We start from the raw sequence: 25266 nt of genomic DNA on the forward strand, positions 1-25266 counted from the left end.
CTGCGCCGTCCTAGTCCGCCCTCGCGGTGGCCGCCTTGAACGCGGCTATCGCTTCGGCCGATTTCCCCAACACGTCGCGCAGCACTTCCTCGGTGTGCTCGCCCAGCAGCGGCGGGGCGCGGCGGTACGCGACCGGCGAGGCCGAGAACCGCAAGGGGCTGGCGGTGACGGCGGCGATGCCGCCGGCCGGATGCGGCAGGTCGCGGCGCAACTGCCTGGCCTGCGCCTGCGGATGCGCGAACGCCTGCGCGATGTCGTTGATGGGGCCGCAAGGCACGCCCACGGCTTCCAGTTTGGCGATCCAGTCGTCGCGGCGGCCCTGCCGCATGATTGCCGCCAGCGTGTCGATCAGCGCTACGCGGTTCAGGACGCGCAGGCGGTTGGTGGCGTAGCGCGGGTCGTCGCCCAGGTCGGGCCTGCCGATGGCGGCGCAGTAGGCGCGGTACTGCGATTCGTTGCCCGTGGCCACGATCAAGTGGCCGTCGCTGGCGGCGAATACCTGGTAGGGCACGACGTTCTGGTGCGCGTTGCCGGCGCGGGAGGGCGCCATGCCGGAGTTGAAGTAGTTGGAGTTCTGGTTGGCCAGCAAGGCCACGTGGCTGTCGAGGAGCGCGATGTCCAGATGCTGGCCCAGGCCGCTGCGGTGCCGTTCCTGCAAGGCCGCCAGCACCGCCACCGTGGCATACATGCCGGTGACGATGTCGGTGACGGCCACGCCCGCTTTCTGCGGGCCGCCGCCGGGCAGGTCGTCGCGTTCGCCGGTGATGCTCATCAGGCCGCCCATGCCCTGGATCATGAAGTCGTAGCCGGGCCGCTGGGCGTAGGGGCCGTCTTGTCCAAACCCCGTGACCGAGCAATAGATCAGGCGCGGATTGATCGCCTTCAGGCTCTCGTAGTCCAGGCCGTACCGGGCCAGGCCGCCCACCTTGAAATTCTCGACCAGGATGTCGGACACGGCCGCCAGCTCGCGGATCAGGGCCGCGCCTTCCGGCGTGGCCATGTCGGCCTCGATCGAGCGCTTGTTGCGGTTGGTGCTGAGGTAGTAGGCGGATTCGTTGGTGTCCTGGCCGTTGCCGTCCTTGAGGAAGGGCGGGCCCCAGGCGCGCGTGTCGTCGCCTACGCGTGGGCGTTCGACCTTGATGACGTCGGCGCCCAGGTCGGCCAGGTTTTGCGTGCACCAGGGGCCGGCCAGGATGCGCGATAGGTCCAGCACGCGGATGCCGTCGAGAGCGGGCGGCCGCATCATGGCCGCAGCTCCGCGGTGCCGTTGCTCAGCACGACCACGTTGCGTTCGAGGGCGCGCGCAAGAAAGCGGATCTGCCCGTCCGGCATTCGCCAGAGGTCGCATTGCAGGGTTTCGCCGGGATACACGGGCGCCGAGAAGCGCGTGTTCAGGCTGGCCAGGCGGGATGCGTCGTAGCCGCAGCAGGTTTTCACGATCGCGTGCGCCGCCAGGCCGTAGGAGCACAGGCCGTGCAGGATGGGCCGGGGATAGCCGGCCTGGCGCGCCACTTCCGGATCGGCATGCAGCGGATTGCGGTCCGCGTTCAGCCGGTACAGCAAGGCGGCGTTCGGCGGGATGCGCAGTTCGCAGCGCAGGTCAGGCTCGCGGTCGGGCGCGACGGGCAGGGGCGGGGGGCTGGCATCGCCTTGGCCGAAGCCGCCGTCGCCGCGGCAGAAAGTGCTTTGCTGCAGGGTCGCCAGGCAGGCGCCGTCCTCGCCATGCAGCGTGCGTTCGGTGACGACGATGGCGCCCTTGTCCGCGCCCTTGTCGATCACGTGCGTGTTGCGGCTTTTGCCCGTGACCACGCCCGCGGCCGGCAGCGGCGCGTGCAGGGTCAGTCGCTGTTCGCCATGCACGACCTTGACCCAGTCGATGCCGGCGCGCGGATCCCGGACCCAGAAGCCCGGGTAGCCCAGCACCACGCTCAGGGTGGGAAACGCCTGCAAGTCTTTTTCGTAGACGTAGCGCAGTTGGCCGGTGTCTTCGGGATCCTGCCCGAGGCCGATGCCGAGCGCGTACAGCATGGTGTCTTTTTCGTCGTAGCGCTGGCGCACTTCGTCGAAGCGCCAGTTCTTCACGGTTGCATAGTCCAGGGGCATGGCGGCCTCAGATCGGATCCCAGTCGATCACGTCGGGCGAACGCTCCAACGCGTAGAAGTGCTTGCGCATGGCGGGCACCGCGATTTCCGCGATGCGCTCGGGCGTCCAGCCTTCGCCGTGGTGCACGGTGCGCAGCGGCCGCGGCTGGCTCATCAGCATGATCTCGTTGGCGCGCACGGCGAAGATCTGCGCAGTGATCTCGCTGGCCGCGTCGCTGGCGAGATAAACGGCCATGGGCGCGACTTTGCCGGCCTCCATTTTCTTCAGCTTTTCGACGCGCGCCTTCTCTTCGTCGGTTTCCGCCGGAATGGAGCTGGTCATGCGGCTCCAGGCGAACGGCGCGATGCAGTTGGAGCGCACGTTGTAGCGCGCCATGTCCAGCGCGATGGATTTCGACAGCGCGACGATGCCCAGCTTGGCGGCCGCGTAGTTCGCCTGGCCGAAGTTGCCGATGAGGCCGGAGGTGGACGTCATGTGCACGAACGCGCCGGATTCCTGTTCGCGGAAGTAGGGCGCGGCGGCGCGGCTCATGAAGAACGAGCCGTTGAGGTGCACGTCGAGCACCTGGCGCCATTCCTCTTCGCTCATCTTGTGGAACACGCGGTCGCGCAGATTGCCGGCGTTGTTGACCACGGCGTCGATGCGTCCGTATGCGTCGATGGCGGCCTGCACGCAGCGACTGGCGCTGTCGTACGCGGCCACGCTGTCGGTGTTGGCCACCGCCTGCCCGCCGGCCGCGACGATTTCCTTGACCACGGCCTGCGCCGGGCCTTCCGCGCCGCCTTCGCCCGTGAGCGATACGCCGATGTCGTTCACCACCACCTTGGCGCCGGCCTGCGCCATGGCCAGCGCGACGGCGCGGCCGATGCCGCCGCCCGCGCCGGTAACGATCACTACCTTGCCGGAAACGATACCGCTCATTGTGGGTGACTCCTTTGCTGCGGCGCGCGCGCCGCGTGGAAAACAGTTCCGCATCAACCCGTCTGGTTTATGCGAATGCCCCATGGTAGATTCGGCAAGGCTTTCGCAGAATTCAAAATTAGAAATGACCCCCTTCTGCGTGGTGGAACATGAGACATGACCTGACCGACCTGCGTTTGTTTTTGAACGTGGGAGAAACACTCAACCTGACCCGAGCGGCGGAGCGGACCTTTCTGTCGCTGCCGGCGGCCAGCGCCCGTGTGAAGAACATGGAAGAGGCGTTCAAGGCGCGGCTGCTGGTGCGCATGGCCACGGGCGTGGCGCTGACCCCGGCGGGAGAAGTGCTGCTCAAGCACGCCAACGCCGTTTTTCGGCAGCTCGAATGCCTGAATGCCGATCTCCAGCCTTACGCGAACGGCCTGAAGGGGCGCTTGCGCCTGCTGGCCAACACCACGGCCACCAATTCCTTCCTGGCCGACGCGCTCTCCACTTTCCTGGCGGAAAACCCGGACGTGGACGTGGAGCTGGAAGAGAAGATCTCGGGCGACATCGTCATCGCGATCCGCGGGGGCGCGGGCGACCTGGGCCTGGTGGCCGGCAATATCGACGTGGAAGGATTGGACGTCACGCCATTGTTTCGCGATGAGCTCACGGTGGTGACGTCGCTGGACCATCCGCTGGCCTCGCAGGCGTCCGCGCATTTCGTGGATCTGGTGGACGCCTATCAGTTCGTGGGCATCCATCCCGACAGCGCCATCCAGACCTTCCTCGAAGACATCGCCAGCGGCCTGGGCAAACGCATCTGCCAGCGCGTGCACGTGGGCAGCTTCGAGGCGGTATGCCGAATGGTGGAGGCCGGCGCCGGCATCGCCGTGGTGCCGCGCGCCTGCGCGGCGCGCTACAGCCGGCCCGATTCGCTGCACGTGCTGAAACTGAACGACGCCTGGGCCCTGCGCGACCGGCTGCTGTGCCGCCAACGCGGGCGCGACCTGCCCAGCTTCGCAGAGTGCTTCATCGGGCATTTGCAGCGCGCCGCGCGCGGTCAGTAGCCTGCCGGGCCATACGCGCTACGCCATCCGGACGAGATAGTGTCCGGTGACCGAACGCGAACGCCGTGCGAAAGAGGGGCTTCCGGAAATGTGTAGCGGCGCGCGCGCGCATTCGGAAAATAATAGGCGGCGCGGCAGGCCCGGGTTCCCCTGGCCGGACCGCGGCATAAAAAGACCCAGGAGACCGCCGTGATCGATACTCAACGCCGCCGCGCCATCGCGGGGCTGGGCGCCGCATGCGCCGCCGCCATCATTCCTTCCTGGGCCCGGGCCGCCGCCTGGCCGGGCCATGCCGTGACCTTCATCGTGCCCTTCCCCGCGGGCGGGCCGGTGGACACCACGGCCCGCTTCACCACGCAGCCGCTGGGCCAGTTGTGGTCCGTTCCCACCGTGGTGGACAACCGCTCCGGCGCGGGCGGCATCGTGGGCGCGCAGTTCGCCGCCAAGGCGGAGCCCGACGGTTACAGCTTCTTCTTCGCCTCCATCCACCACGCGGTGCTGCCCAGCCTGCGCGATAACCTCAGCTACGACATCCGTCGCGATTTCGAGCCGGTGGGCATGGCCGCGGTCTTTCCGATCGTGCTGGTGGTCAATCCCTCGCTGCCGGTCAATTCCGTCAGCGAATTGATCGCCTACGCCAAGGCCAATCCGGGCAAGCTGTCCTTCAGTTCCTCCGGAACCGGCGGCGGCACCCACCTCGCGGGGGAACTCTTCAATGCGATGGCCGGCGTGAAGATCCAGCATGTGCCCTACCGGGGCAGCGCGCCCGCCATGCAGGACCTGCTGGGCGGCCAGGTGCAGCTGATGTTCGCCGACGGGCCGTCCGCCGTTCCGCACCTGAAGGCCGGCAAGGTGCGGGCCCTGGGCGTGGGCAATCCGTCGCGTTCGGACATGCTGCCGGAGCTGCCGACGATAGCGGAGTCGGGCCTGCCGGGCTACGAGGCCTATTCGTGGAGCGGCGTGATGGCGCCCAAGGGCACGCCGGCCGCCATCGTCAGCCGCCTGAACGCCGACATGGTGAAGGTGTTGTCGGACCCCGCCACCGCGCAGAGCATGATCGCCGCGGGCGCGGAGCCCCGGCCCGGCACGCCGGCGCAATTCGGCGAGTTCGTCCAGGCCGAGATCGTGAAGTGGCGCGACGTGATCAAGGCGGCGAACATCAAGCTGGAATGAAGAGCGGCGCCGCGCCGCCCGCGCAACGGCCCGGGCGCGGCAACGGCCTGGGCCGGCGCGTCTAGCGCGCCAGCGCCGCCCGCGCGCTCAGGTATTCGGCTTCCAGTTGCGCCACCAGCGTCTCCACCGGCAGGATCTCCTGCGCCGCGCCCACGCCCTGGCCGGCGCTCCAGACATCCTTCCAGGCCTTGGGACGCGAGCTTTTGTCCAGGTTCGGAGGCGGGGCCTCGCCCTGGTTCGCGAGCTCGGCGGGATCGAGCCCCGCGGCCAGGATGCTGGCCGACAGATAGTTCGCCGGCACGCCCGAGAAATAAGGGGTGTAGACCACGTCGGCGGCCTGCGCCCGCAGCACCATCTCGCGGTATGCGTCGCCCGCCAGCGATTCCTGCGTGGCGATGAAGCGCGTGCCCATGTAGGCGAAATCGCAGCCCAGCACCTGAGCGGCCAGGATATCCTTGCCGTGGCTGATGCAACCCGACAGCGCCAGCGGGCCGTCGTAGAAGGCGCGTATTTCGTTGACCAGCGCGATGGGATTCACCCGGCCGGCATGCCCGCCCGCGCCGGAAGCGACCAGGATCAGGCCGTCCACGCCGGCGTCGAGCGCGCGCTTGGCGTGGCGCACGGTGGTGACGTCGTGGAAGACCAGGCCGCCTTGCGGATGCATCGCGCGCACCGCGGCTTCGGGCGCCTGCAACGAGGTGATGAGCAGGGGCACGCGGCGCTCGGCGCAGATGGCCAGGTCGCCCTCCCAGCGCGCGTTGCTGGGATGGACGATGAGGTTCACGCCGTAAGGCGCCACCTTGGCGTCCGGGTCGGCGCGGCGGCGCGCCGCCAGGCCCTCTTCGATGCGGGAGATCCAGGCGTGCAGCTGATCCTGCGGCCTGGCGTTGAGGGAGGGAAACGTTCCGATGATGCCCGCGCCACACTGCGCGACCACCAGTTCGGGGCCCGAGACCAGGAACATGGGGGCGCCGATGACCGGCAGGCGGGTGTGGTCGCGCAGGGCGGGCGGCGGGTTCATCATGGCGCTCCGTGGGGGTCAGTTGGCCTGGATGTTGGCGTTCTGGATGACGTCGGCCCACAAGGCGTATTCGCGGTCGATGCGCGCCTGCAGGGCTTTCGAGTCTCCGTTGTTGATGGCGTAGCCGCCGTCGGTCATGGCCTGGCGGAACGCGGGGTCCTTGGATACGTCAGCCAGCGCCCGCACCAGGCGCGCGGACACGGCCTCGGGCAGCTGCTTAGGCCCCACCAGCGCGTACCAACCGACGACTTCGTAGTCCTTCATGCCGGCCTCGATCATCGTGGGCACGTCGGGCAGCTCGGGATTGCGGGTGCGCGACGTCACCGCGAGCGCGCGCGCCTTGCCGCTCTTGATGAAGGGGATGGCGGTGCTGGTGATGTCGAACATGAACGTCACCTTGCCGCTCACGACGTCCATCATGGCGGGGGAGTTGCCGCGGTAGGGCACGTGCAGCATGGGGGCGTCGGCCTGCTTTTTCAGGAGCTCGGCCGACAGGTGGTTGGACGCGCCGATGCCGGCCGATCCGAAGGAGATGGCGTCGGGATGCGCCCGCGCGTAGCTGACGAGTTCGCCCACGTTCTTGGCGGGGATCTGCGGGCCGATCAGCAGCACGTTGGCGTAGTCCACGACCAGCCCGATGAGCGAGAAGTCCTTGCGAGGATCGAACAGCGTGCTGCGCTGGACCAGCGGCGACATGGTGAGCGTGGGGCTGGCGGCGAAACCCAGCAGGTAGCCGTCGGGCGTCGCCTTGGCGGTGGCGTCCGAGGCGATCATGCCGCTGGCTCCGGCGCGGTTCTCCACGACCACGGCCTGGCCGAGCTTGTCGCCCAGGTATTTGGCGAACACGCGGGCGGTGGTGTCCACGGGGCCGCCGGGGGCGTAGCCCACCAGCAGGCGGATGGGGCGCTCGGGGTAGGCGGCCTGGGCCCAGGCCGATTGGCCGACGGTGATCATCGCCGTGGCGGCTGCCGCGGCGAACAGGGTCTTGATGCGCATGCTCATGTCTCCTTGTGTGCTTGGGCCGGTCGTGGAGCGGAGCTGCCAGTCCGCGTTACGCCAGCCTTTCTTTCAGCGGCTGCTTCAGGATCTTGCCGCTGACCGTGGTGGGAATCGTGTCGATGGGAATGATCATGGCGGGCCGCTTGTACGGCGCCAGCTGCGCCCGCAGGTGCAGGGTCAGCAGCTGGACGTCGAGCGAGGCGCCGGGCAGGGTTTCAACGAAGGCGATGACTTCCTCGTTCTGGTCGGCCGTCGCGCGGCCCACCACGGCGGACAGGCGCACGCCGGGAAAGGCATTGATGACGGACTCGACCTCGATCGGGTAGACGTTGAAGCCCGAGCGGATGATCAGGTCCTTGGAGCGACCGGCGATGAAGAGCGCGCCGTCGGCGTCGACGTAGCCGATGTCGCCGGTATGCAGCCAGCCGCCGGGCAGCAGGGCCTGCGCCGTCTGCGCCGGGTCGCGGTAGTAGCCGAGCATGACGCCCGGGCCGCGGATCAGGATGTCGCCGCGTTCGCCGGGCGCGGGCGTGCCGCCATCCGGCGACCCGATGCGCAGCTCGACGCCTTCGACCGCGAATCCCGCGGAACAATCGGCGCGGGGCGTATCGAGGTCGGTGACGAACATGGAGCCGGCGTATTCGGTAATGCCGTAGCCATGGTGCATCGGCAGGCCGAAATAGCGTTCGACGTCGCGCTTCTGCGTCGGGTCCAGGGCCGCGCCGCCGGTGTACACGTAGCGCAGCGCGGGCGCGCGCAGCCTGGCCTTGGGCGGCGCCGCGGCCAGCATGCGGCTGAACATGGTGGGCACGCCCTGCAGGATGGTGACGCCGGGGCAGGCCAGCGCCTTGAAGGCATCGTCGGGATCGAAGCGGCTGCGCAGCACCAGGCTGGCGCCGGCGTGCACCGTGGCCATCAGCACGGTGGCGATGCCGAAGATATGCGACATGGGCAGCGCCGCGTAGCCGATGTCCTGCGGACCCAGGCGGCGCGTCGCGGCCGACACCCGGGCGAAATGCAGCAGGCCGCCGTGCGGCACCATGACGCCCTTGGGCGCGCCGGTCGTCCCCGAGGTATAGATGACGGTGGCCACGTCGTCCGCCCGGGAATCCGTTTCAGGCGCGGTGGGCGCCTCAGCCCGGACGGCCTGCAAGCCCGCGCCCCAGACCGCGGGCTCGGCCTCGTCCGCGCCGGCGGCGCTGGCGTGGGCGCGGGCGTCGGCGGAGACGCCTGTGGTGTAGAGGGTCAGTTCCGGCTGCGCGTGGCGGCGGATGGTGTCGATCTCACGGGCGGACAGGCGCGCGTTCACGCCCACCGGCCAGGCCCCCGCCACGCTGCAGGCGAACAGGGCTGCGATCATGGCGCCGCAGTTCTCGCCCACCGTCATGACGCGGTGGCCGGGCCGCACGCCCTGATCTTCCAGCCATCGGGCCGCCTCCTGCACACGCTGCCAGAATTGCGCATAGCTCACGATGCCGCCGCCTTCCTCGTACAGGAAGACGGCGTCCGGCCGCTGGCTGGCCTGGCGGGCCAGCACGTGATGGATGCGGGTAGGGTTGGCGGTTTGTGGCATGGGGGGAACCCTGTCGTTCAAAGCGCGGCCCGGGTGCCCAGGATCGCCGTGGACTGGCTGGACAGCGTGCCGCCATTGCCATGCACCATCGCCAGCTGCGCCCCGGAAACCTGGCGCGCGCCGCATTCGCCGCGCAGTTGCCGCACCGCTTCGATCATGATGAAGACGCCGTACATGCCGGGATGCACGCAGCACAGCCCGCCGCCGTTGGTGTTGACGGGCAGCCTGCCGCCCGGTGCGATGGCGCCGTCCGCGATGAAGTCCTTGCTCTCGCCCTTGGCGCAGAAGCCCAGGTCTTCGAGGAAGAGCAGGGTGTTGATGGTGAAGGCGTCGTAGAGTTCCACCACGTCGATGTCGCCGGGCGTCACGCGCGCCATGTCGAACGCGCGCCGGCCCGATTCGGCGGCGGCCGTCACGGTGAGGTCTTCCATGGACGATATCTGCCGGTTCCAGACGGCGGTGGCGCTGCCCAGCACGTAGACGGGCGGGCGGAGCAGGTCGCGCGCGCGGTCGGCGCGCACCAGCACGTAGGCGCCCGCGCCGTCGGTCACCAGGCAGCAATCGCGCACGCTCAGGGGATCGGACACCATCCGCGCGGCCAGGATCTGCTCCAGCGTCGCGGGTTCGCGCAGTTGCGCCTCGGGATTCAGCTGGGCCCATTGGTTGGCGGCCAGCGCCACCTGCGCCAGGTGCTCGCGGCGCGTGCCGTACTGATGCATGTGGCGCGAGGCCGCCAGCGCGTACGAAGACAAGGGGCTCAGCGGATCGTAGGGCGTTTCATAGGGCTGGGGATCGAACTGCTTGCGCACGCGGCCGATCTCGGCGCGGCTGAGCGTGGAGGTGCGCTGGGTGCTGCCGTAGCACACCAGGACCGCGTTGCACTGGCCCGATGCCAGCGCATGCAGCGCGGGCATCAGGTGCGCGACGAAGCTGGAGCCGCCCAGCATGGTGCTGTCGATGAAGGTGGGGCGGATGCCCAGGTGTTCGATGACCGGCATCGCCCACATCGGCGCGGCCACGCTGGCCGTGCAGATGCCGTCGATGTCGCGCATGGACAGGCCGGCGTCGGCCACCGCGCGCTGCGCGGCCTGCACCAGGATTTCCATCTCCGTGTAGCCCGCGGCCTGTCCCAGGCCGGCGTGGCCCACGCCGGCCACCGCCACGGCGCCGCGCAAATCGTCGAGCTTCATTGCGCCTCCTTGCCGGGAACGAACACCACCAGGCCGCGCCCGTCCTGCCGCGCCACTCGGGCGCGCACCGCCATGCCGATATGCACGGACTCCGGCGCCACGCCTTCCACCCGGCTCATCAGCCTCACGCCTTCGCGCAGATCCACCAGCGCCACGTTGTAGTCGCCGCCGGCTTCGGGCTTGCGGCGCACGACGGTGGTGGCGTAGACGGTGCCGCCGCCGTCGGGCTCGACCCAGGCCAGCGCGTCCGCGCCGCAATGCGGGCAGATCATGCGGGGGTAGAACACGGCGCGGTCGCAGCCGGCGCAGCGCTGGATGAGGAAGCGGCCCTGATCCAGGGCCTCTCGGTACTGTGCTTCGACGCCTTGCGGCGCGTCGGGGTGGTCGGGAAGGGTCATGATGCGAGGGGACCTTTCGTTCAGTGGCAACAGCGGCTAGTGTCGGCACTGGCGGCGCGTTGGGCCATTCTTCATTGCTGAAGCAGGCCTTCCGCCGAGCGGTAGTGGCCGGGTGCCCTACATCCTGTCCGAAGCCGGTCTTCGGGAGAGGCAGATTGCCGGGCGGGGCGGTCCATGGCTAGATATCGGCAAAAGGAGGTAGACCATGAACCTGACCTGGACGCCGCAGGAACGCCGATTCCGCGAAGAGGTGCGCGCGTTCGCCGAGGCCGAGCTGCCCGGGGACATCCGCGACAAGGTGCTGCGGCATCAGCGGCTGGAGCGCGACGACTACGTGCGTTGGCACAACATCCTGGCCGAGCGCGGCTGGGGCGCGCCGAGCTGGCCCGTCGAACACGGCGGCACCGGCTGGAACGCGCTGCAGCGTCTGATCTTCGAGGTGGAGTGCTTCAAGGCGGGCGCGCCGCGGCTGCTGCCTTTCGGCCTGTCCATGATCGGTCCGGTGCTGATGAAGTACGGCAGCGCCGAACAGCAGGCCCGCTTCCTCCCGCGGATCCCGCGGGTCGAGGACTGGTGGTGCCAGGGCTATTCCGAGCCGGGCTCCGGATCCGACCTGGCCTCGCTGAAGACGCGCGCCGAGCGAGACGGCGACGACTACGTGGTCAACGGCCAGAAAACCTGGACCACGCTGGCGCAATACGCCGACTGGATGTTCTGCCTCGCGCGCACCGACTCCGCCGCGCGGGCGCAGCGCGGCATTTCGATGCTGCTGCTGGACATGCGCGCCCCTGGCGTCACCGTGCGTCCCATCCGCACGCTGGATGGCGGGCACGACGTGAACGAGGTGTGGCTGGAAAACGTGCGCGTGCCCGCGGCCAACCTCGTCGGCGAGGAGAACCAGGGCTGGACCTACGCCAAGTACCTGCTTGGCCATGAGCGCACCGGCATCGCCGGACTGGGCCATTGCCACCGCGAACTGGGGATCCTGAAGAGCATGGCCGGGAACGCGCGCTCGCGCGGACGGCCCTTGCTGTCGGACAGCCGCATGCGCGACCGGATCTCGCGCATCGAGGTGGACATCATGGCGCTGGAGATGCTGTTGCTGCGGGTGGCTTCCAGCAACGACGGCTCGCCGGGCCCCGAAGCGTCGGTGCTGAAGATACGCGGCTCCGAGATACAGCAGGACCTGGCCATGCTGCAGATGGAAGTGGCGGGTCCCGACGCCTGGCCCTACGACCCCGACTGGATGTTCGCCGACGCCGCCTGGCACGGGCCGGGGCCTGAAATGGCCGCGGCGGCGGGCGCGGGCTATGCCGACATGCGCAAGACCTCCATCTACGGCGGCACCACCGAAGTGCAGAAGGGCATCATCGCCCGCCAGGTGCTGGGCCTGTAGGCCGGCCGGGCGCAATCCGACAGGAACACGACGCATGGATTTCATCTATACCGAAGAACAGCGCATGCTGGCGGACAGCCTGCGCCGCCTGGTGGAACAGGCATGGACCTTCCCGCAGCGCCGCGCCCGGCAGGCCGCCGCCACGCTGGACGGGCAGGCCTGGGGCGCGCTGGCGGAACTGGGCGTGCTGGGGCTGAACATCGCGCAGGATTTCGGCGGGTTCGGCGAAGTGCCGGCCAGTCTGTTGCCGGTGCACCTGGAGCTGGGGCGCGGGCTGGTGTCCGAACCCGTCATCCCCAGCGCCGTCATGGGCGCGGCAATGGTCGATGCCTGCGGCGACGAGGCGCGGGCCCGCTGGCTGCCGCCGATCGCGACGGGCGAGGCCATCGTCAGCGTGGCCTACCAGGAGCCGGGGCGCCGCTACGACGCGGATCCGCAGGATTGCCGGGCCATTGAGACCGCCGAGGGCTGGCGGCTGGATGGCGCCAAGCACCTGGTCTGGCATGGCGGCGCGGCCTCGGCCTGGCTGGTGAGCGCGCGGGGCGCCGATGGCGACGCGCTGCTGCTGGCCGTGCCCGCGGGCACGGCAGGCGCGCGGCTGACGGACACGCCCACCCTGGATGGCGCCCGCTGCGCCCGCCTGGACCTGGACGGCGCCGTGGTGCCGCCCGACGCCCTGCTGGCGCGGGGCGAGGTGGCCGAGTTCGCCCTGGCCCAGGCCCTGCAATGGGGGACGGCGGCCTTGTGCGCGCACGCCGCCGGCGCCATGGAGCGCTTGCTGGAAATCACGGTGGAGTACCTGAAGACGCGCCGGCAGTTCGGGCAGCCGCTGGCTTCGTTCCAGGCGCTGCAGCACCGCCTGGCCGAGATGCTGGTGGCCAGGGAGCTGGCCTTGTCCATGGCCTACGTCGCGGTGGCGGCCCTGACCGAAACCGATCCCGGCCAGCGCCGGCGCATGATTGCCTCCGCCAAGCTGGAGGCCGCGCGCGCGGGCCGGCTGGTGGCGCAGATGGCGGTGCAGCTGCATGGCGGCATGGGCATGACGGACGAACTGGAAGTGGGCGACTATTTCAAGCGCCTGACGGCGGTGGACCTGCTGCTGGGCGATACCGCCGAGCAGCTGGCGGTCCTGGAGGTGCTGGCATGACGGCCCCGGCCGCTGGCGGCGGCTATACGCAGATCCGCTACTCGTTGGAGGACGGAGTGGGCCGCATCACGCTCGACCGCCCCGACCGCCTCAACAGCTTCACGGAGACCATGCACGCCGAGCTGGCGCGGGCGCTGGACGCGCTGGAGGCCGAACCGGGCCTGCGGGGCCTGGTCATCACTGGCGCCGGCCGCGGCTTCTGCGCCGGCCAGGACCTGGGGGAGCGCAAGCCGGCGCAGGACGGCTCGCGCCGCGATCTCGGCGAAGGGCTGCAGAAGCGCTACCGGCCGCTCATCGAGCGCCTGCGCGCCTTGCCCGTGCCGGTGGTGTGCGTCATGAACGGCGTGGCCGCGGGGGCGGGCGCCAGCCTGGTGCTGGCTTGCGACGTGGTATTCGCGGTCGAGTCCGCGCGCTTCATCCAGGCCTTCAGCAAGATTGGGCTGCTGCCCGACGCCGGCGGCACCTGGTTCCTGCCGCGCCTGGTCGGCTCGGCCCGGGCCATGGGCGCGGCGCTGTTCGGCGAGGCGGTGAGCGCCGCGCAGGCGGAATCCTGGGGACTGATCTGGCGCGTGGTGCCGGACGCGGCGCTGGCCGACACGCTGGCCGAGGTGACCGCCACCCTGGCGGCAGGCCCCACCCGGGCCTACGCGGCCACCAAGGCGGCCTTGCATGCCTCCAGCGGCCATACGCTGGCCCAGCAGTTCGACCTGGAATGCCGCTTGCAGCGCGAGCTCGGGCATACCGACGACTACCTGGAAGGAATGCGGGCCTTCGCCGAGAAGCGAGCGCCGGCCTTCACCGGACGCTGACGCGGCGCCTTCGCCGGCCGCCGCAATGGCGGGCGGTCAGGGCGCCCGCGGGGCCTGGATCTGTTCGATCAGTTCCCGGGCGCAACCGGGCAGGGCGTCTACGTCGCGCACCAGCAGCTTGCGTTCGCGCACGACCCAGGGTTCGTCCAGCTCCACCACGCGCAGCTTCATGTCGGCGCCGTAGCGGCGCGCGGCCGAGTCGGGGATGACGCCGATGCCCACGCCCGCCTGCACCATCCGGCAGATCGAGTCGAAGCTGTAGAGCTGGATGCGCTGCGGCAGGCGCTGGCCGACGCGCTCCAGCTGATCGCGCAGGAACGCCACCAGGGTGGAGCCTTCGTGCATGGTGATGAACGGGTAGCGCACGGCATCGGCCAGCTTGATTTTTTCCTGGTCTTGCAGCGGATGGCCGTTGGGCACCACCAGCACGAGCTTGTCGGTGCTGAAGTGGATGGCCTGCAATTCGGGGGCGTCCACGGGCCCGGCCACGATGCCCAGGTCGGTGGTGCCGTCCAGCACGCCGCGCACGATGTCGCGCGTGAGCCGCTCCTGGAGGTCCACGGTGACGCCGGGGTGCCCGGAGAGGAACTGCGCCAGGATGCCCGGCATGAACTCGGTGACCGCCGTGGTGTTGGCGAAAATCCGGATGTGGCCGGCATCGCCATCGGCCTGTTCCTGGAAATCGTGTTTCAGGTGGTCCACCTGGCGCATGATGACCCGGGCGTGCTGCAGCAGCTTCTGGCCCGCCGGCGTGATTTCGACGCCGCGGCTGTCGCGGTACAGCAGGCGGGAATTCAGCTGGTTTTCCAGTGCCTTGATCCGCACGCTGACGGCCGCCAGGGACAGGTGCGCCCGCTTGGCCGCCTGGGTCAGGCTGGGGGATTCGGCAATGTGGATGAACAGGCGGAGGTCGGCGAGGTCGAAGTGCATAGGCCATATATTACGGCGCGGGCGCGCCGCGGCGGGAGTCCGTCCCGATTCAGGCGCCGCAAACCCCGCCTTGAGGAAAAACGAATTCACAATGGGGACGCGTTGCGGGCATGCTTCAGGCTGCGAAACCCCACCTAAGGATATCGGCATGACGACTACAGATCCGGCCGCATGGATCGGCAGCGGCGAACGCAAAGCGGACGCCATGGACCCCGGCCATGCCGCGTGCATCGCGGCCACCCTGGGCGGTCCCGCGCCGGCCCAGGGCGAGGCCTTGCCGCCGCTGTGGCAATGGGCGTTCTTCATCAGCACGGTAGGCATGGACGGGTTGGGGACGGATGGCCATCCCTCGCGCGGCGGGTTCCTGCCGCCGGCCCAGGACCGCAACCGCATGTGGGCGGGCGGGCGCGTGGAATTCCGCCAGCCGCTGAAGGTCGGCGTGCCGGCCGAGCGCGTGTCCAGCGTCATCGACGTCAAGGAAAAGGCCGGCCGCACCGGCGCGCTGCTGTTCGTGACGGTGCGCCACGATTACCACCAGGCGGGTGAAATCGTCATCCAGGAAGAGCAGGACATCGTCTACCGCCAGCCCACGCCGCCCAAGCTCGCGGGCAGCGAGCCGGCGCCCGAGTCGCAATGGCGCGACACGGTCGAGCCGTCGCCCGTGCTGCTGTTCCGCTATTCGGCGGTGACCTTCAACGGCCATCGCATCCACTACGACCATCCCTACGTGACCGGCACCGAAGGCTATCCCGGCCTGGTGGTGCACGGCCCGCTGATCGCCACGGAGATGGTCGCCGCGTTCCAGCGCGCGCACCCCAAGGCGCGTCCCACCCATCTGTCGTACCGGGGCCTGCGTCCGCTGATCGCGCCCGCGCCCTTCCAGGTCGCCGGCCGCTTGACCGAGCCGGGCTTGGCCCAGCTCTGGGCCGAGCAGGACGGCACCCTGGCCCACCAAGCCGAATTGAGGTTCTCCGAATGAGCAAGCAGGCCCCTCGTCCGCTGGACGGCATTACCGTCGTCAGCCTGGAACACGCCATCGCCGCGCCTTTCTGCACCCGCCAGCTGGCGGACATGGGCGCGCGCGTCATCAAGATCGAACGGCCGGGCAGCGGCGACTTCGCGCGCGGCTACGATGAGCGCGTGCGCGGCCTGTCGTCGCACTTCGTCTGGACCAACCGCTCCAAGGAAAGCCTGACGCTGGACCTCAAGCGCGAAGAGGCCGGCGGCATCATGGATCGCCTGCTGGAATCGGCCGACGTGCTGGTGCAGAACCTGGCCCCCGGCGCCGCCGCGCGGCTGGGCCTGTCCTTCGAGGCGCTGCACCAGAAGTATCCGCGCCTGATCGTCTGCGACATCTCCGGCTACGGCGAAGGCGGCCCCTACCAGGACAAGAAGGCCTACGACCTGCTGATCCAGAGCGAAAGCGGCTTCCTGTCGGTGACCGGCACGAAGGACGATCCGGTCAAGGCGGGCTGTTCCATCGCGGATATCGCCGCCGGCATGTATGCCTACTCGGCCATCCTCAACGCGCTGCTGCTGCGCCAGAAGACCGGCCAGGGCAGCCGCCTGGACGTCTCCATGCTGGAGAGCATGGTCGAATGGATGGGCTTCCCGATGTACTACGCGTTCGACGGCGGCGCGCCGCCCGTGCGCGCCGGCGCGGCGCACGCGTCGATCTACCCCTACGGGCCATTCCCGGTGGGCGGCGGTTCCACCATCATGCTGGGTCTGCAGAACGAGCGCGAATGGCGGGTGTTCTGCGCGCAGGTGCTGCGCCAGGCCGAACTGGCGGAGGATCCGCGCTTCCTGTCGAATTCGCTGCGCACCGCGAACCGCGACGACCTGCGGGCACTGATCGTGGCGGCCTTCGCCGACCTTTCCATCGAACAGGTGACGCAACGGCTGGAAGACGCCCAGATCGCGAACGCGCGCGTCAACGACATGGCGGGCGTGTGGGCGCACCCCCAATTGCAGGCCCGCGCCCGCTGGAGCAAGGTGGACAGCCCCGCCGGTGAACTGCCCGCGCTGCTGCCGCCGGCCAGCAGCAATGCCTTCTCGCCGCGCATGGAAGCCGTGCCCGCGGTGGGCCAAAACACGGATGCGGTGCTAGCATCATTGGGATACGCGCCTGATCAGGTGGCGAAATTCCATGCCTCGGAGGTCGTGTGACCCATCCTGTCGTCCGTAGCGCTTTGTTCGTCCCCGCCTCGCGGGCCGAGCGCATCCCCAAGGCGCTCGCCGCCGGCGCGGATGCCGTCATCGTGGACCTCGAAGACGCGGTCGAGCACCTGGCCAAGGCGTCCGCCCGCGAGTCCCTCTGCGACTTCCTGGGGACGAATCCCCGGGCGCGGTTGTGGGTGCGCATCAACGACGCCTCCACGCCCTGGCATGACGACGACCTGAAGGCCTGCCGCGGCAAGCCCGGCATGGCCGGCATCCTGCTGCCCAAGGCCGAAAGCCTGGCGCAGGTGCGGCACGTGGCTCAGACGGGCCTGCCCGTGATCCCCATCCTGGAAACCGCCCAGGGCGTCCTCAACGCCGCCGAGGTCGCGTCGACGCCCGGCGTGGCGCGGCTGGCGTTCGGCAGCCTGGATTACGGCCTGGACTTGGGGCTGGCGCCCGACACCCCCGGCGCCGCCACCGTGCTGGACCAGGCGCGCGTGCAGGTGCTGCTGCACAGCCGCGCGGCGGGCCTGGCGCCCGCGCTGGACGGCGTGTTCCCCGGCGTGCAGGACCAGGCCGGGCTGGCGCAGGCCGCGGCCCGGGCGCAGCAGATGGGGTTCGGCGGCATGCTGTGCATCCACCCCACGCAGGTCGCCGTGATCCACGCGGCCTTCGTGCCCGCGCAGCAAGAGCTGGAATGGGCGCGCCGCGTCATCGCGGCCCATCGCGACACCGCCGCCGGCACCTTCATGCTGGACGGCAAGATGGTCGACGCGCCGGTCATCGCGCGCGCGCGCCTGGTGCTGGCGCAAGCGGGGGAATCCGCCGGCGCGTAGGGCCGCGCGATTCCGATCAACTTCTTCCTGGCAGGCCTATGCGCGAAGCGCTCTTCATCGGACACACCTATATCGACGTCACCGTGCTGGCCGACCACTGGCCCTCGGGAGACGACAAGAGCGTGGCGCAGGACTATGCCGTGTCCTTCGGCGGCAACGCGGTCACCGCCGCCTTCGCATGCGCCCGCTTGGGCACGCCGCCCGACCTGATCTGCTCGCTCGCGCCCGACTGGCTGGGCCACATGTACACGGACATGGCGGCCGCGCATGGCGTGTCGCTGCATGCGCGCCAGGTGCGCCGCTCTTCCTTGTCCTTCATCATGCCCAACGGCGGCAAGCGCGCGATCGTCCGCGCGCGCGACGTGGACTACCTGAACGACTTCCCGCGCCTGGACATCGGCGGCTATCGCGCGCTGCACCTGGACGGGCACCAGCCCGACGCGGCCCTGCATTACGCCCGCGCCTGCCGCGAGGCGGGCGTGCTGACCTCGCTGGACGGCGGAGGGCTGCGCGAGAACACCGACGAATTGCTGCGTTATATCGACGTGGCGGTCTGCGCCGAGCGCATGTGCGAACAGCTCGGCCTCTCGCCCCAGGGGCTGCTGGACCTGCTCAAGGCCCGCGGCTGCCGCATCGGCGCGGTGACGATGGGCGAGCGCGGCATGCTCTGGTACGACGAAACGGGCGCCGTCGATACGCTGCCCTCGCTGGACGTGCCCGCTTCGAGCATCGTCGATACCTCGGGGGCGGGCGACGTCTTCCACGGCGCCTACGTCTGGTCCTACCTGAATCGGCCGGAGCAACCCTGGGTGGAGCACTTCACGTTCGCGCGGGCGGCGTCCGCCCACAAGATCCAGCGCCTGGGCAACGAGGCGGGCCTGCCGCAGGTCGCGGACGTGGAGCGGGCGATGATGGCCTACGGGCCGAAGGCCTGAGGCCGAGGGGCGCGCCCTACATGCGTTCGATGGGCTGGTCGCAGATCTCGCCGATCCAGTCGTCGATGCGCCTGCCTTGCAGCGCCAGGTCGGGCGCGAGGTCGCGCAGGGGCCGCAGCACGAAGGCGCGCAGCTGCATGCGGGGGTGGGGCAGCGTCAACCGTTCGTGCTCCATCCGCGTGTCGCCGTAGAGCAGCAGGTCCAGGTCCAGCGTGCGCGGCGCGTTCTTGTAGGGGCGCTGGCGACCATGGCGGTTTTCCAGCGCCTGCAGCGCATCCAGCAGGGCCAGCGGCGCCAGAATGGTGTCCACCGCGGCGACCGCGTTGACGAAATCCGGGCCGGTGGCTTCCACCGGCGCGCTGCGGTAGAACGGCGACGCCGTCACCGCCTCGATGCCGGGAGTATCGCGCAGTTCCGCGAGGACTTGGCGCAAGGTCCCGGCGCCGTCGCCGAGATTGGCGCCCAGGCCGACGTAGGCGCGGGCGGTCTGGGCAACCATGTCAGCCGGCGCCGGGGGCGCTGCGCGGGGACGCGCGGCGCGGGCGGCGGCGCTTGCGCGGAGCGGCCGGCGCATCGCCGGCATCGCGCGGCTGGCGCGCGATTTCCTCGATCATGTCGGCGCGGGTGACGTCGTCGGCGTTGGCCAGGTCCATCCACCATTGCGCCAGGACACTGTCGAACTCGCCGGCGGCGGCGCGCAATTGCAGGAAATCGCAGGCGGCGCGGAAGCGCGGCTGCTCGATCATGCGGAAAATGCTCTTGCCCATGCGGCGCTCGAAACGCGGCTGCATGAACCAGATTTCGCGCATGTCGGAGGAAAAGCGGCGCTGGATGGCCAGCTTCTCGGTCTGTTCGTCCAGCACCGAGTCGGCAGCCTGCGACAGCGCGGGAATGGTGTGCTCGCCCTGGGCGCGCAGCTGCTTCCAGCGCACGTCCACCTGCTGCCAGAGCAGCGCGGCGAAGAGGAAGCTGGGGCTGATGGTCTTGCCCGAGCGCACGCGGGCGTCGGTGCGCTCCAGCGCCAGTTCCACGAAATGCTCGCCGCCGGGCTGTTCCAGCACGACGTCCAGCAGCGGCAGCAGGCCCTTGTGCAGACCGTCCGCGCGCAGCTGGCGCAGGCAGTCCATGGCGTGGCCGCAGGTCAGCAGCTTGAGCATTTCGTCGAACAGGCGCGAGGCCGGCACGTTCTCGATCAGGTCGGCCATCGTGCCGATGGGCTGGCGCGTGGCCGGGTCGATCGTGCCGTTGAGCTTGGCGGCGAAGCGCACGGCGCGCAGCATGCGCACCGGATCTTCGCGGTAGCGCTTGGCCGGGTCGCCGATGATGCGGATCTGGCGCTTCTTCAGGTCGGCCACGCCGTGGTGGTAGTCGATGACTTCCTCGGTGTGCGGATCGTAGTACAGCGCGTTCATGGTGAAGTCGCGCCGCTTGGCGTCTTCTTCCTGCGAGCCGAATACGTTGTCGCGCAGGATGCGGCCGTGCTCGTCGGTCTCCTGGTCTTCCGAGGCGGGCGCGCGGAAGGTGGAGGTTTCGATGATCTCCTGGCCGAACACCACGTGCACCAGCTGGAAGCGGCGGCCGATGATGCGGGCGCGGCGGAACAGCGGGCGGATCTGCTCGGGCGTGGCATTGGTGGCCACGTCGAAGTCCTTGGGCTCCAGGCCCACGATCAGGTCGCGCACCGCGCCGCCGACGATATAGGCTTCGTAGCCGTGCTGGCGCAGCACTTCGCAGACTTTGATCGCATGGCGCGACACGTTGCGGCGGTCGATGCCATGCTTGTCGCGCTCGATGCGCAACGGCCCCCGGGGTGCCGGCGCGAACAGTCGGCCGACGAATTTTCTTATGGTTTCAGTGATCATTTAGGACTTCGCATCTTCCATGTGGTCGAACAAGTCGATCACTTGCCAGCCGCGGTCCTGGGCGATCTTGCGCAGGGTCGGGCTGGGGTTGGCGGCGATCGGACGGGTCACTTTCTCTAGCAGCGGGACATCATTGACCGAATCGCTATAGAAAAACGATTCGGAAAAATCCGCAAGCCCCAGATCCATGCCGGCCAGCCAATCGTTGACGCGCACCACCTTGCCTTCCTTGAAACTGGGCGTGCCCAGGATGCGGCCGGTGTAGCGCCCGCGCAGGTATTCCGCGTCGGTGGCCACGAGGTGGGGCACGCCGAAGGCGCGGGCGATGGGGGCGGTGACGAAGCTGTTGGTGGCGGTGACCACGGCGCACAGGTCGCCGGCTTCCAGGTGCGATTGCACCAGTTCGCGCGCGGCCGGCGTCATGGACGGGCGGATCACCTCGTCCATGAAGGCTTCGTGCCAGGCGGCCAGGTCGTAGGGCGTGTGCGCCGCCAGCAGGCCGAGCATGAACTCGGCGGCCTGCTCGGCGGTCAGTTCGCCGCGGTTGTAGCGGTCCATCAGGTCGTCGTTCCGGCGACGGGCTTCGTCGGGATCGCCCGCGCGGCCCGTGCGTGCCAGATAGTCGGCCCATTGGTAGTCGCTGTCGAGCGGCAACAGGGTGTGATCCAGGTCGAACAGGGCAAGACGTCGGGTGGTCATGTGCGTTGCGAGTCAGGGTCTGCGAGCATGGCGCGCAGCAGGGGCAGGGTGATGGGACGGCCGGTGGCCAGTGAGTAGCGGTCGAGCGCGTCGAGCAGCGCCGCCAGTTTCCGGATGTCGCGCTCGTGGTGCGTGAGCATCCAGTTGATGATTTCAGGGGCCAGGTGCATCCCGCGCTCGGCGGCCTGGGCGGACAGCGCCGCCAGCTTGTCGGCGTCGGACAGCGGATCCAGGCGGAACACCAGGTCCCAGCCCAGGCGCGTGCGCAGGTCTTCGCGCAGCGGCATCGACAGCGGGGCGCGGTCGCCCGCGAGCGCCAGCGCGAAGGCGCGGCCGGTCGCGGCGGATTCGCGCCAGCGGTTGTACAGCGCGAACAGGGCGGCCTGGCGGCTGTCGTCCATGCGGTGCACGTCGTCGACCGCCACGAACTTGGGCATGGGCGACTTGGAATCGGCCTCGGCCAGGCGGCGCAGCATGTTCTCGCCGTTCGGGGCATCGATGTAGACGGCGTCGCGGCGCGCGGTCAGCGCGCGCAACAGGTGGCTGCGGCCGCAACCCGCGGCGCCCCAGATATACAGGGCGCGGCCGGGCGCGAGCGCGCGCACGGCGGCGAGCGCTTCTCCGTTGGGGCCGGCGATGTAGTTGTTCAGCGATGGCGCTGGCGCGGGAAGAACGTCGAGCAGCAGCTGGCGGTTCATGAGAGCTTATCAATCAGGCTTTTTCGGATCACCCGAAAACCAACGCCGCGAGTCCGCATAGCGGGTTCCCGTGAGCGGCATGCCGGGCGGCGCCACCGGGTGCCGAAAAGCCAAAAAGGGTAATACAGGGGCGGAACTGGGCGCGATGCGAGCCGAAAGCGGGCCGCGGTCGGGCTTCAGCCGCCAGAAACTGGCAAAATCAATACCGGCGAACCCTACACTTTAAACCACCTGGGGGGCGGTGTCGCGTCCGGCCCCTTAGGCCGCCATGGGTTCGCGCGGTTCCTGCCGTCTACGCCCGCGCCGCTTTCGCGCCGCCCGGGCGGGGCAATCCCTGCTTGAGCCCGCAACATCGTAAAATGCAGGGCGTTCCACCAAAATCCCAGCAATTGTTACATACCCCACGGCATTTCTCATGACGAATCAACCTACCGCCCCTCTGACCTACCGCGATGCCGGTGTCGACATCGACGCAGGCGACGCCCTGGTCGACCGTATCAAACCGCTTGCGGCCCGCACCATGCGTGCCGGAGTGCTGGCCGGTATCGGCGGCTTCGGCGGCTTGTTCGAAGTGCCGAAGACGTTCAAGGAACCCGTGCTCGTCTCGGGCACCGACGGCGTGGGCACCAAGCTGCGCCTGGCGTTCGACTGGAACCGCCACGACACCGTGGGGATCGACCTGGTCGCCATGAGCGTGAACGACATCCTGGTGCAGGGCGCGGAGCCGCTGTTCTTCCTGGATTACTTCGGCTGCGGCAAGCTTTCGGTGGATACGGCGGCGTCGGTGGTGGGCGGCATCGCCAAGGGCTGCGAGCTGTCGGGCTGCGCGCTGATCGGCGGCGAAACCGCTGAAATGCCGGGCATGTACCCCGACGGCGAGTACGACCTGGCCGGTTTCGCGGTGGGCGCGGTCGAAAAGTCGGCCATCATCACCGGCAAGACGATCAAGACCGGCGACGTGGTGCTGGGCCTGGCGTCCAGCGGCGCGCATTCCAACGGCTATTCGCTGCTGCGCAAGATCCTGGAGCGCGCCAACGCCAAGCCCGACGACGACTTCCACGGCCAGCCGCTGGTCGACGTGGTCATGGCGCCCACGCGCATCTACGTGAAGCAGGTGCTGGCGGCGCTGGCCAAGCACGGCACCAGCATCAAGGGCCTGGCCCACATCACGGGCGGCGGCCTGCTGGACAACGTGCCGCGCATCCTGCAGCCGGGCCTGGCGGCCCAGCTGCATCGCGCCAACTGGGAAATGCCCAAGCTGTTCCAGTGGCTGCAACAGCAGGGCGGCGTCGAAGACACCGAGATGTACCGCGTGTTCAACTGCGGCATCGGCATGGTGCTGGTGGTGGATCCGGCCGAAGCCGAAGCCATCGCGGCCACGCTGCGCGAGCAGGGCGAGACCGTCAGCACGCTGGGCGAAATCGTCGAGCAGAAGGAAGGCATGGCCCAGACCTTCGTGGTCTGACGACCGAGCCGCGATGAACGAACCGCCCCACGGGGCGGTTTTTTTTTCGCCCGGACCGAGCTCGGGCCCTAGCCCTTCAGGACGGCCGCCACCGCGTCGATGGTCCGCGCCACCGCGTCGCCGGCCAGGCAATCCACGATGACGCGCTCGGGCTGCGCGCGCAGCCAGGTGATCTGGCGCTTGGCCAGCTGGCGCGTCGCGGCGATGCCCTGTTCGCGCGCCGTTTCCAGGTCGCACTCGCCGTCCAGGTGCGCCCACATCTGGCGGTAGCCCACGCAGCGCACCGACGGCAGGCCTGGGTGCAGGTCGGCGCGGGCGTGCAGGCCGCGCACCTCGTCGAGCAGGCCGTTGGCCAGCATGGCGTCGAAACGCTGCTCGATGCGGGCATGCAGGGCGGCGCGGTCCGAGGGCTCCAGGCTGATGGTGAGGTATCGGTTGCCGCTGTCGTCGCGCTGGCGCTGGCCGCGCAGCAGCAGGGCGGACATGGGCTGGCCCGAGAGGTGGCAGATTTCGAGGGCGCGTTGGATGCGCTGGCTGTCGTTGGGCGCCAGCCGGGCCGCGGTCGCCGGGTCGAGGCGGGCCAGTTCGGCATGCAGCGCGGGCCAGCCCTGGACGGCCGCGCGCGCTTCCAGTTCGGCGCGCAGCGCCGGATCGGCCTGGGGCAGGTCGTCCAGCCCGTCGCGCAACGCCTTGTAGTACATCATGGTGCCGCCGGCCAGCAGTGGAATCCGCCCGCGCGCGCGGATCTCGTCGATCAGGCGCAGCGCGTCGGCGACGAACTCGGCGGCGGAGTACGACTGGACGGGATCCAGGATGTCCAGCAGGTGCTGGGGCACGCGCGCCTGCTCCTCGGGCGAGGGCTTGGCCGTGCCGATGTCCATGCCGCGGTAGATCGTGGCGGAATCCACGTTGACGATCTCCAGCGGCCAGCGCTCGGCCAGCGCCAGCGTGGACGCGCTCTTGCCGGCAGCGGTCGGGCCGGCCAGGCAGACGACCGGGCGCGCGGCGGCGGAGGAAACGGGGAATGGCGACAAGTTTATTGCCCGCGCAGGAAAAGCTTGTCCAGGTCGGACACCGACCACTGCACCCAGGTGGGCCGGCCGTGGTTGCACTGATCGGCGCGCTCGGTGGCCTCCATCTGGCGCAGCAGCGCATTCATCTCTTCGAGCGTGAGCTTGCGGTTGGCGCGCACGGAGCCGTGGCAGGCCATGGTGGCCAGCAGCTCGTTGCGCTGTTCGGTCAGCAGGCGCGAAACGCCCACGGCGCCCAGGTCGCGCAAGACGGCGCGGGCCAGGGTTTCGATGTCGCCGCGCGCCAGTAGGGCCGGCACCGAGCGGACGGCGATCGAGGTGGGGCCGGACGGGCGCATCTCGAAACCGAGATCGCTGAGTTGCTCGTCGAACTCCTCGACCAGGGCCACGTCCTTTTCCTGCGCGTGGAACACCACCGGCACCAGCAGGTCCTGGCGCGGCAGGCTGCGCGCGTCCAGCGCCTGCTTGAGCTGTTCGTACACCACGCGCTCGTGGGCGGCATGCATGTCCACCAGCACCATGCCGCGGCGGTTCTGCGCCAGGATGTAGATGCCGTGCAGCTGGCCCACGGCCATGCCCAGCGGATGCTCGTCGTCCGTCGGCAATGCCGCCGCGGGCGCCGCGGGGACCGGAACGGGCTCGCGCAGGGGCTCGGCCTTGGCGGCCGTGTCGTCGTTGAGCGGGCGGTAGAGCGATTGCCAGTCCGCCGCGGGGATGCCGGCGGGTTCCGCGTGAAGCCGGAACGGCACCTGCGTGTGCGGGCGCTGCGGCGCCGGCGAGGGGCGCAGCCCGTAGGACGCGCCGCTGGCGCCGCTGTAGCCGGGCCGCGGCGAATCCGCGGGCCGGGGGGCGGCGGGCGCTGCGGCC

General features: G+C 69.5%; 25 protein-coding genes. 10 read left to right on the top strand and 15 right to left on the bottom strand.

Annotated elements, in window-relative coordinates; translation table 11 throughout:
* Nucleotides 1-10 precede the first annotated feature (10 nt).
* Genes ADE01S_RS19850 through ADE01S_RS19860 form a run of 3 tightly spaced genes read right to left on the bottom strand, consistent with a single transcriptional unit; the run spans nucleotide 11 to nucleotide 3025 of the window.
* Entirely contained in the window at nucleotides 11-1246 is a 1236-nt protein-coding gene (locus ADE01S_RS19850) for a CaiB/BaiF CoA transferase family protein (protein WP_062683447.1), read from the bottom strand.
* Nucleotides 1243-2103 (bottom strand): MaoC/PaaZ C-terminal domain-containing protein, encoded by an 861-nt coding sequence (locus tag ADE01S_RS19855; RefSeq protein WP_062683448.1) that lies wholly within the window; start codon nucleotides 2101-2103, stop codon nucleotides 1243-1245. Before ADE01S_RS19855 ends, ADE01S_RS19850 begins: the two co-directional genes overlap by 4 nt.
* Nucleotides 2104-2110: 7 nt before the next feature.
* Nucleotides 2111-3025, bottom strand: coding sequence for an SDR family NAD(P)-dependent oxidoreductase (locus ADE01S_RS19860; RefSeq protein ID WP_062683449.1), 915 nt, complete (start codon nucleotides 3023-3025; stop codon nucleotides 2111-2113).
* A gap of 149 nt (nucleotides 3026-3174) precedes the next feature.
* Between ADE01S_RS19860 and ADE01S_RS19865 the strand changes: the two genes are divergently transcribed.
* Both ADE01S_RS19865 and ADE01S_RS19870 read left to right on the top strand, forming a co-directional pair.
* Nucleotides 3175-4074, top strand: coding sequence for a LysR family transcriptional regulator (locus tag ADE01S_RS19865; RefSeq protein ID WP_062683450.1), 900 nt, complete (start codon nucleotides 3175-3177; stop codon nucleotides 4072-4074).
* 189 nt (nucleotides 4075-4263) lie between these two features.
* Nucleotides 4264-5247 (top strand): tripartite tricarboxylate transporter substrate binding protein, encoded by a 984-nt coding sequence (locus ADE01S_RS19870; RefSeq protein ID WP_062683451.1) that lies wholly within the window; start codon nucleotides 4264-4266, stop codon nucleotides 5245-5247.
* A 61-nt stretch (nucleotides 5248-5308) separates the two neighbouring features.
* Here ADE01S_RS19870 and ADE01S_RS19875 read toward each other — a convergent pair whose 3' ends face one another.
* Genes ADE01S_RS19875 through ADE01S_RS19895 form a run of 5 tightly spaced genes read right to left on the bottom strand, consistent with a single transcriptional unit; the run spans nucleotide 5309 to nucleotide 10428 of the window.
* A complete protein-coding gene (locus ADE01S_RS19875) occupies nucleotides 5309-6268 on the bottom strand; it encodes an NAD(P)H-dependent flavin oxidoreductase (protein ID WP_062683452.1) in 960 nt (319 codons plus the stop codon).
* A gap of 18 nt (nucleotides 6269-6286) precedes the next feature.
* Nucleotides 6287-7264 (bottom strand): Bug family tripartite tricarboxylate transporter substrate binding protein, encoded by a 978-nt coding sequence (locus tag ADE01S_RS19880; RefSeq protein ID WP_062683453.1) that lies wholly within the window; start codon nucleotides 7262-7264, stop codon nucleotides 6287-6289.
* 55 nt (nucleotides 7265-7319) lie between these two features.
* Nucleotides 7320-8840 carry a class I adenylate-forming enzyme family protein gene (locus tag ADE01S_RS19885; protein WP_062683454.1) on the bottom strand — a complete coding sequence of 507 codons (1521 nt, stop codon included), beginning with the start codon at nucleotides 8838-8840 and terminating at the stop codon, nucleotides 7320-7322.
* A 17-nt stretch (nucleotides 8841-8857) separates the two neighbouring features.
* On the bottom strand, nucleotides 8858-10030 hold the full coding sequence (locus ADE01S_RS19890; protein ID WP_062683455.1) for a thiolase family protein: 1173 nt from the start codon (nucleotides 10028-10030) through the stop codon (nucleotides 8858-8860).
* Complete coding sequence (locus ADE01S_RS19895; RefSeq protein ID WP_062683456.1) at nucleotides 10027-10428, bottom strand: Zn-ribbon domain-containing OB-fold protein; 402 nt, start codon at nucleotides 10426-10428, stop codon at nucleotides 10027-10029. Before ADE01S_RS19895 ends, ADE01S_RS19890 begins: the two co-directional genes overlap by 4 nt.
* Nucleotides 10429-10633: 205 nt before the next feature.
* Between ADE01S_RS19895 and ADE01S_RS19900 the strand changes: the two genes are divergently transcribed.
* Genes ADE01S_RS19900 through paaG form a run of 3 tightly spaced genes read left to right on the top strand, consistent with a single transcriptional unit; the run spans nucleotide 10634 to nucleotide 13780 of the window.
* Nucleotides 10634-11824, top strand: coding sequence for an acyl-CoA dehydrogenase family protein (locus ADE01S_RS19900; RefSeq protein WP_062683457.1), 1191 nt, complete (start codon nucleotides 10634-10636; stop codon nucleotides 11822-11824).
* Nucleotides 11825-11858: 34 nt separating this feature from the next.
* Entirely contained in the window at nucleotides 11859-12971 is a 1113-nt protein-coding gene (locus ADE01S_RS19905; RefSeq protein WP_062683458.1) for an acyl-CoA dehydrogenase family protein, read from the top strand.
* Complete coding sequence (gene paaG, locus ADE01S_RS19910) at nucleotides 12968-13780, top strand: 2-(1,2-epoxy-1,2-dihydrophenyl)acetyl-CoA isomerase PaaG (protein WP_062683459.1); 813 nt, start codon at nucleotides 12968-12970, stop codon at nucleotides 13778-13780. The genes ADE01S_RS19905 and paaG overlap by 4 nt, the downstream gene beginning before the upstream one ends.
* 36 nt (nucleotides 13781-13816) lie before the next feature.
* Here paaG and ADE01S_RS19915 read toward each other — a convergent pair whose 3' ends face one another.
* On the bottom strand, nucleotides 13817-14710 hold the full coding sequence (locus ADE01S_RS19915; protein WP_062683460.1) for a LysR family transcriptional regulator: 894 nt from the start codon (nucleotides 14708-14710) through the stop codon (nucleotides 13817-13819).
* A gap of 148 nt (nucleotides 14711-14858) precedes the next feature.
* Between ADE01S_RS19915 and ADE01S_RS19920 the strand changes: the two genes are divergently transcribed.
* From ADE01S_RS19920 to ADE01S_RS19935, 4 genes are read left to right on the top strand one after another with little or no spacing between them, the layout of a single operon-like run.
* Complete coding sequence (locus ADE01S_RS19920; protein ID WP_062683461.1) at nucleotides 14859-15689, top strand: HTD2 family dehydratase; 831 nt, start codon at nucleotides 14859-14861, stop codon at nucleotides 15687-15689.
* A complete protein-coding gene (locus ADE01S_RS19925; protein WP_062683462.1) occupies nucleotides 15686-16879 on the top strand; it encodes a CaiB/BaiF CoA transferase family protein in 1194 nt (397 codons plus the stop codon). Before ADE01S_RS19920 ends, ADE01S_RS19925 begins: the two co-directional genes overlap by 4 nt.
* The gene (locus ADE01S_RS19930) at nucleotides 16876-17709 is read left to right on the top strand and encodes an HpcH/HpaI aldolase/citrate lyase family protein (protein ID WP_062683463.1); all 834 of its coding nucleotides are present in this window, start codon (nucleotides 16876-16878) and stop codon (nucleotides 17707-17709) included. The genes ADE01S_RS19925 and ADE01S_RS19930 overlap by 4 nt, the downstream gene beginning before the upstream one ends.
* Before the next feature lie 38 nt (nucleotides 17710-17747).
* The gene (locus tag ADE01S_RS19935; protein ID WP_062683464.1) at nucleotides 17748-18644 is read left to right on the top strand and encodes a sugar kinase; all 897 of its coding nucleotides are present in this window, start codon (nucleotides 17748-17750) and stop codon (nucleotides 18642-18644) included.
* A 16-nt stretch (nucleotides 18645-18660) separates the two neighbouring features.
* Here the strand turns inward: ADE01S_RS19935 and ADE01S_RS19940 are convergent, their stop codons facing one another.
* From ADE01S_RS19940 to hda, 4 genes are read right to left on the bottom strand one after another with little or no spacing between them, the layout of a single operon-like run.
* Complete coding sequence (locus tag ADE01S_RS19940; RefSeq protein WP_062683476.1) at nucleotides 18661-19143, bottom strand: 2-amino-4-hydroxy-6-hydroxymethyldihydropteridine diphosphokinase; 483 nt, start codon at nucleotides 19141-19143, stop codon at nucleotides 18661-18663.
* A gap of 1 nt (nucleotide 19144) precedes the next feature.
* Nucleotides 19145-20506, bottom strand: a complete 1362-nt coding sequence (pcnB, locus tag ADE01S_RS19945; RefSeq protein ID WP_062683465.1) for a polynucleotide adenylyltransferase PcnB — start codon at nucleotides 20504-20506, stop codon at nucleotides 19145-19147.
* A complete protein-coding gene (locus ADE01S_RS19950; protein WP_062683466.1) occupies nucleotides 20507-21205 on the bottom strand; it encodes an HAD family hydrolase in 699 nt (232 codons plus the stop codon).
* The gene (gene hda / locus ADE01S_RS19955; RefSeq protein ID WP_062683467.1) at nucleotides 21202-21903 is read right to left on the bottom strand and encodes a DnaA regulatory inactivator Hda; all 702 of its coding nucleotides are present in this window, start codon (nucleotides 21901-21903) and stop codon (nucleotides 21202-21204) included. The genes ADE01S_RS19950 and hda overlap by 4 nt, the downstream gene beginning before the upstream one ends.
* Nucleotides 21904-22318: 415 nt before the next feature.
* On the opposite strand from hda, the gene purM reads away from it, so the two are divergent.
* The gene (purM, locus tag ADE01S_RS19960; protein WP_062683468.1) at nucleotides 22319-23368 is read left to right on the top strand and encodes a phosphoribosylformylglycinamidine cyclo-ligase; all 1050 of its coding nucleotides are present in this window, start codon (nucleotides 22319-22321) and stop codon (nucleotides 23366-23368) included.
* Nucleotides 23369-23436: 68 nt separating this feature from the next.
* Here the strand turns inward: purM and miaA are convergent, their stop codons facing one another.
* Both miaA and ADE01S_RS19970 read right to left on the bottom strand, forming a co-directional pair.
* Complete coding sequence (miaA, locus tag ADE01S_RS19965; protein WP_062683469.1) at nucleotides 23437-24402, bottom strand: tRNA (adenosine(37)-N6)-dimethylallyltransferase MiaA; 966 nt, start codon at nucleotides 24400-24402, stop codon at nucleotides 23437-23439.
* A 2-nt stretch (nucleotides 24403-24404) separates the two neighbouring features.
* Nucleotides 24405-25266 (bottom strand): DNA mismatch repair MutL family protein (locus tag ADE01S_RS19970; protein WP_506256326.1); only part of this gene is annotated, 862 nt, incomplete at its 5' end.

This window comes from Achromobacter denitrificans NBRC 15125 (assembly GCF_001571365.1).
In the GTDB taxonomy this organism is placed as follows: Bacteria; Pseudomonadota; Gammaproteobacteria; order Burkholderiales; family Burkholderiaceae_B; genus Achromobacter; species Achromobacter denitrificans.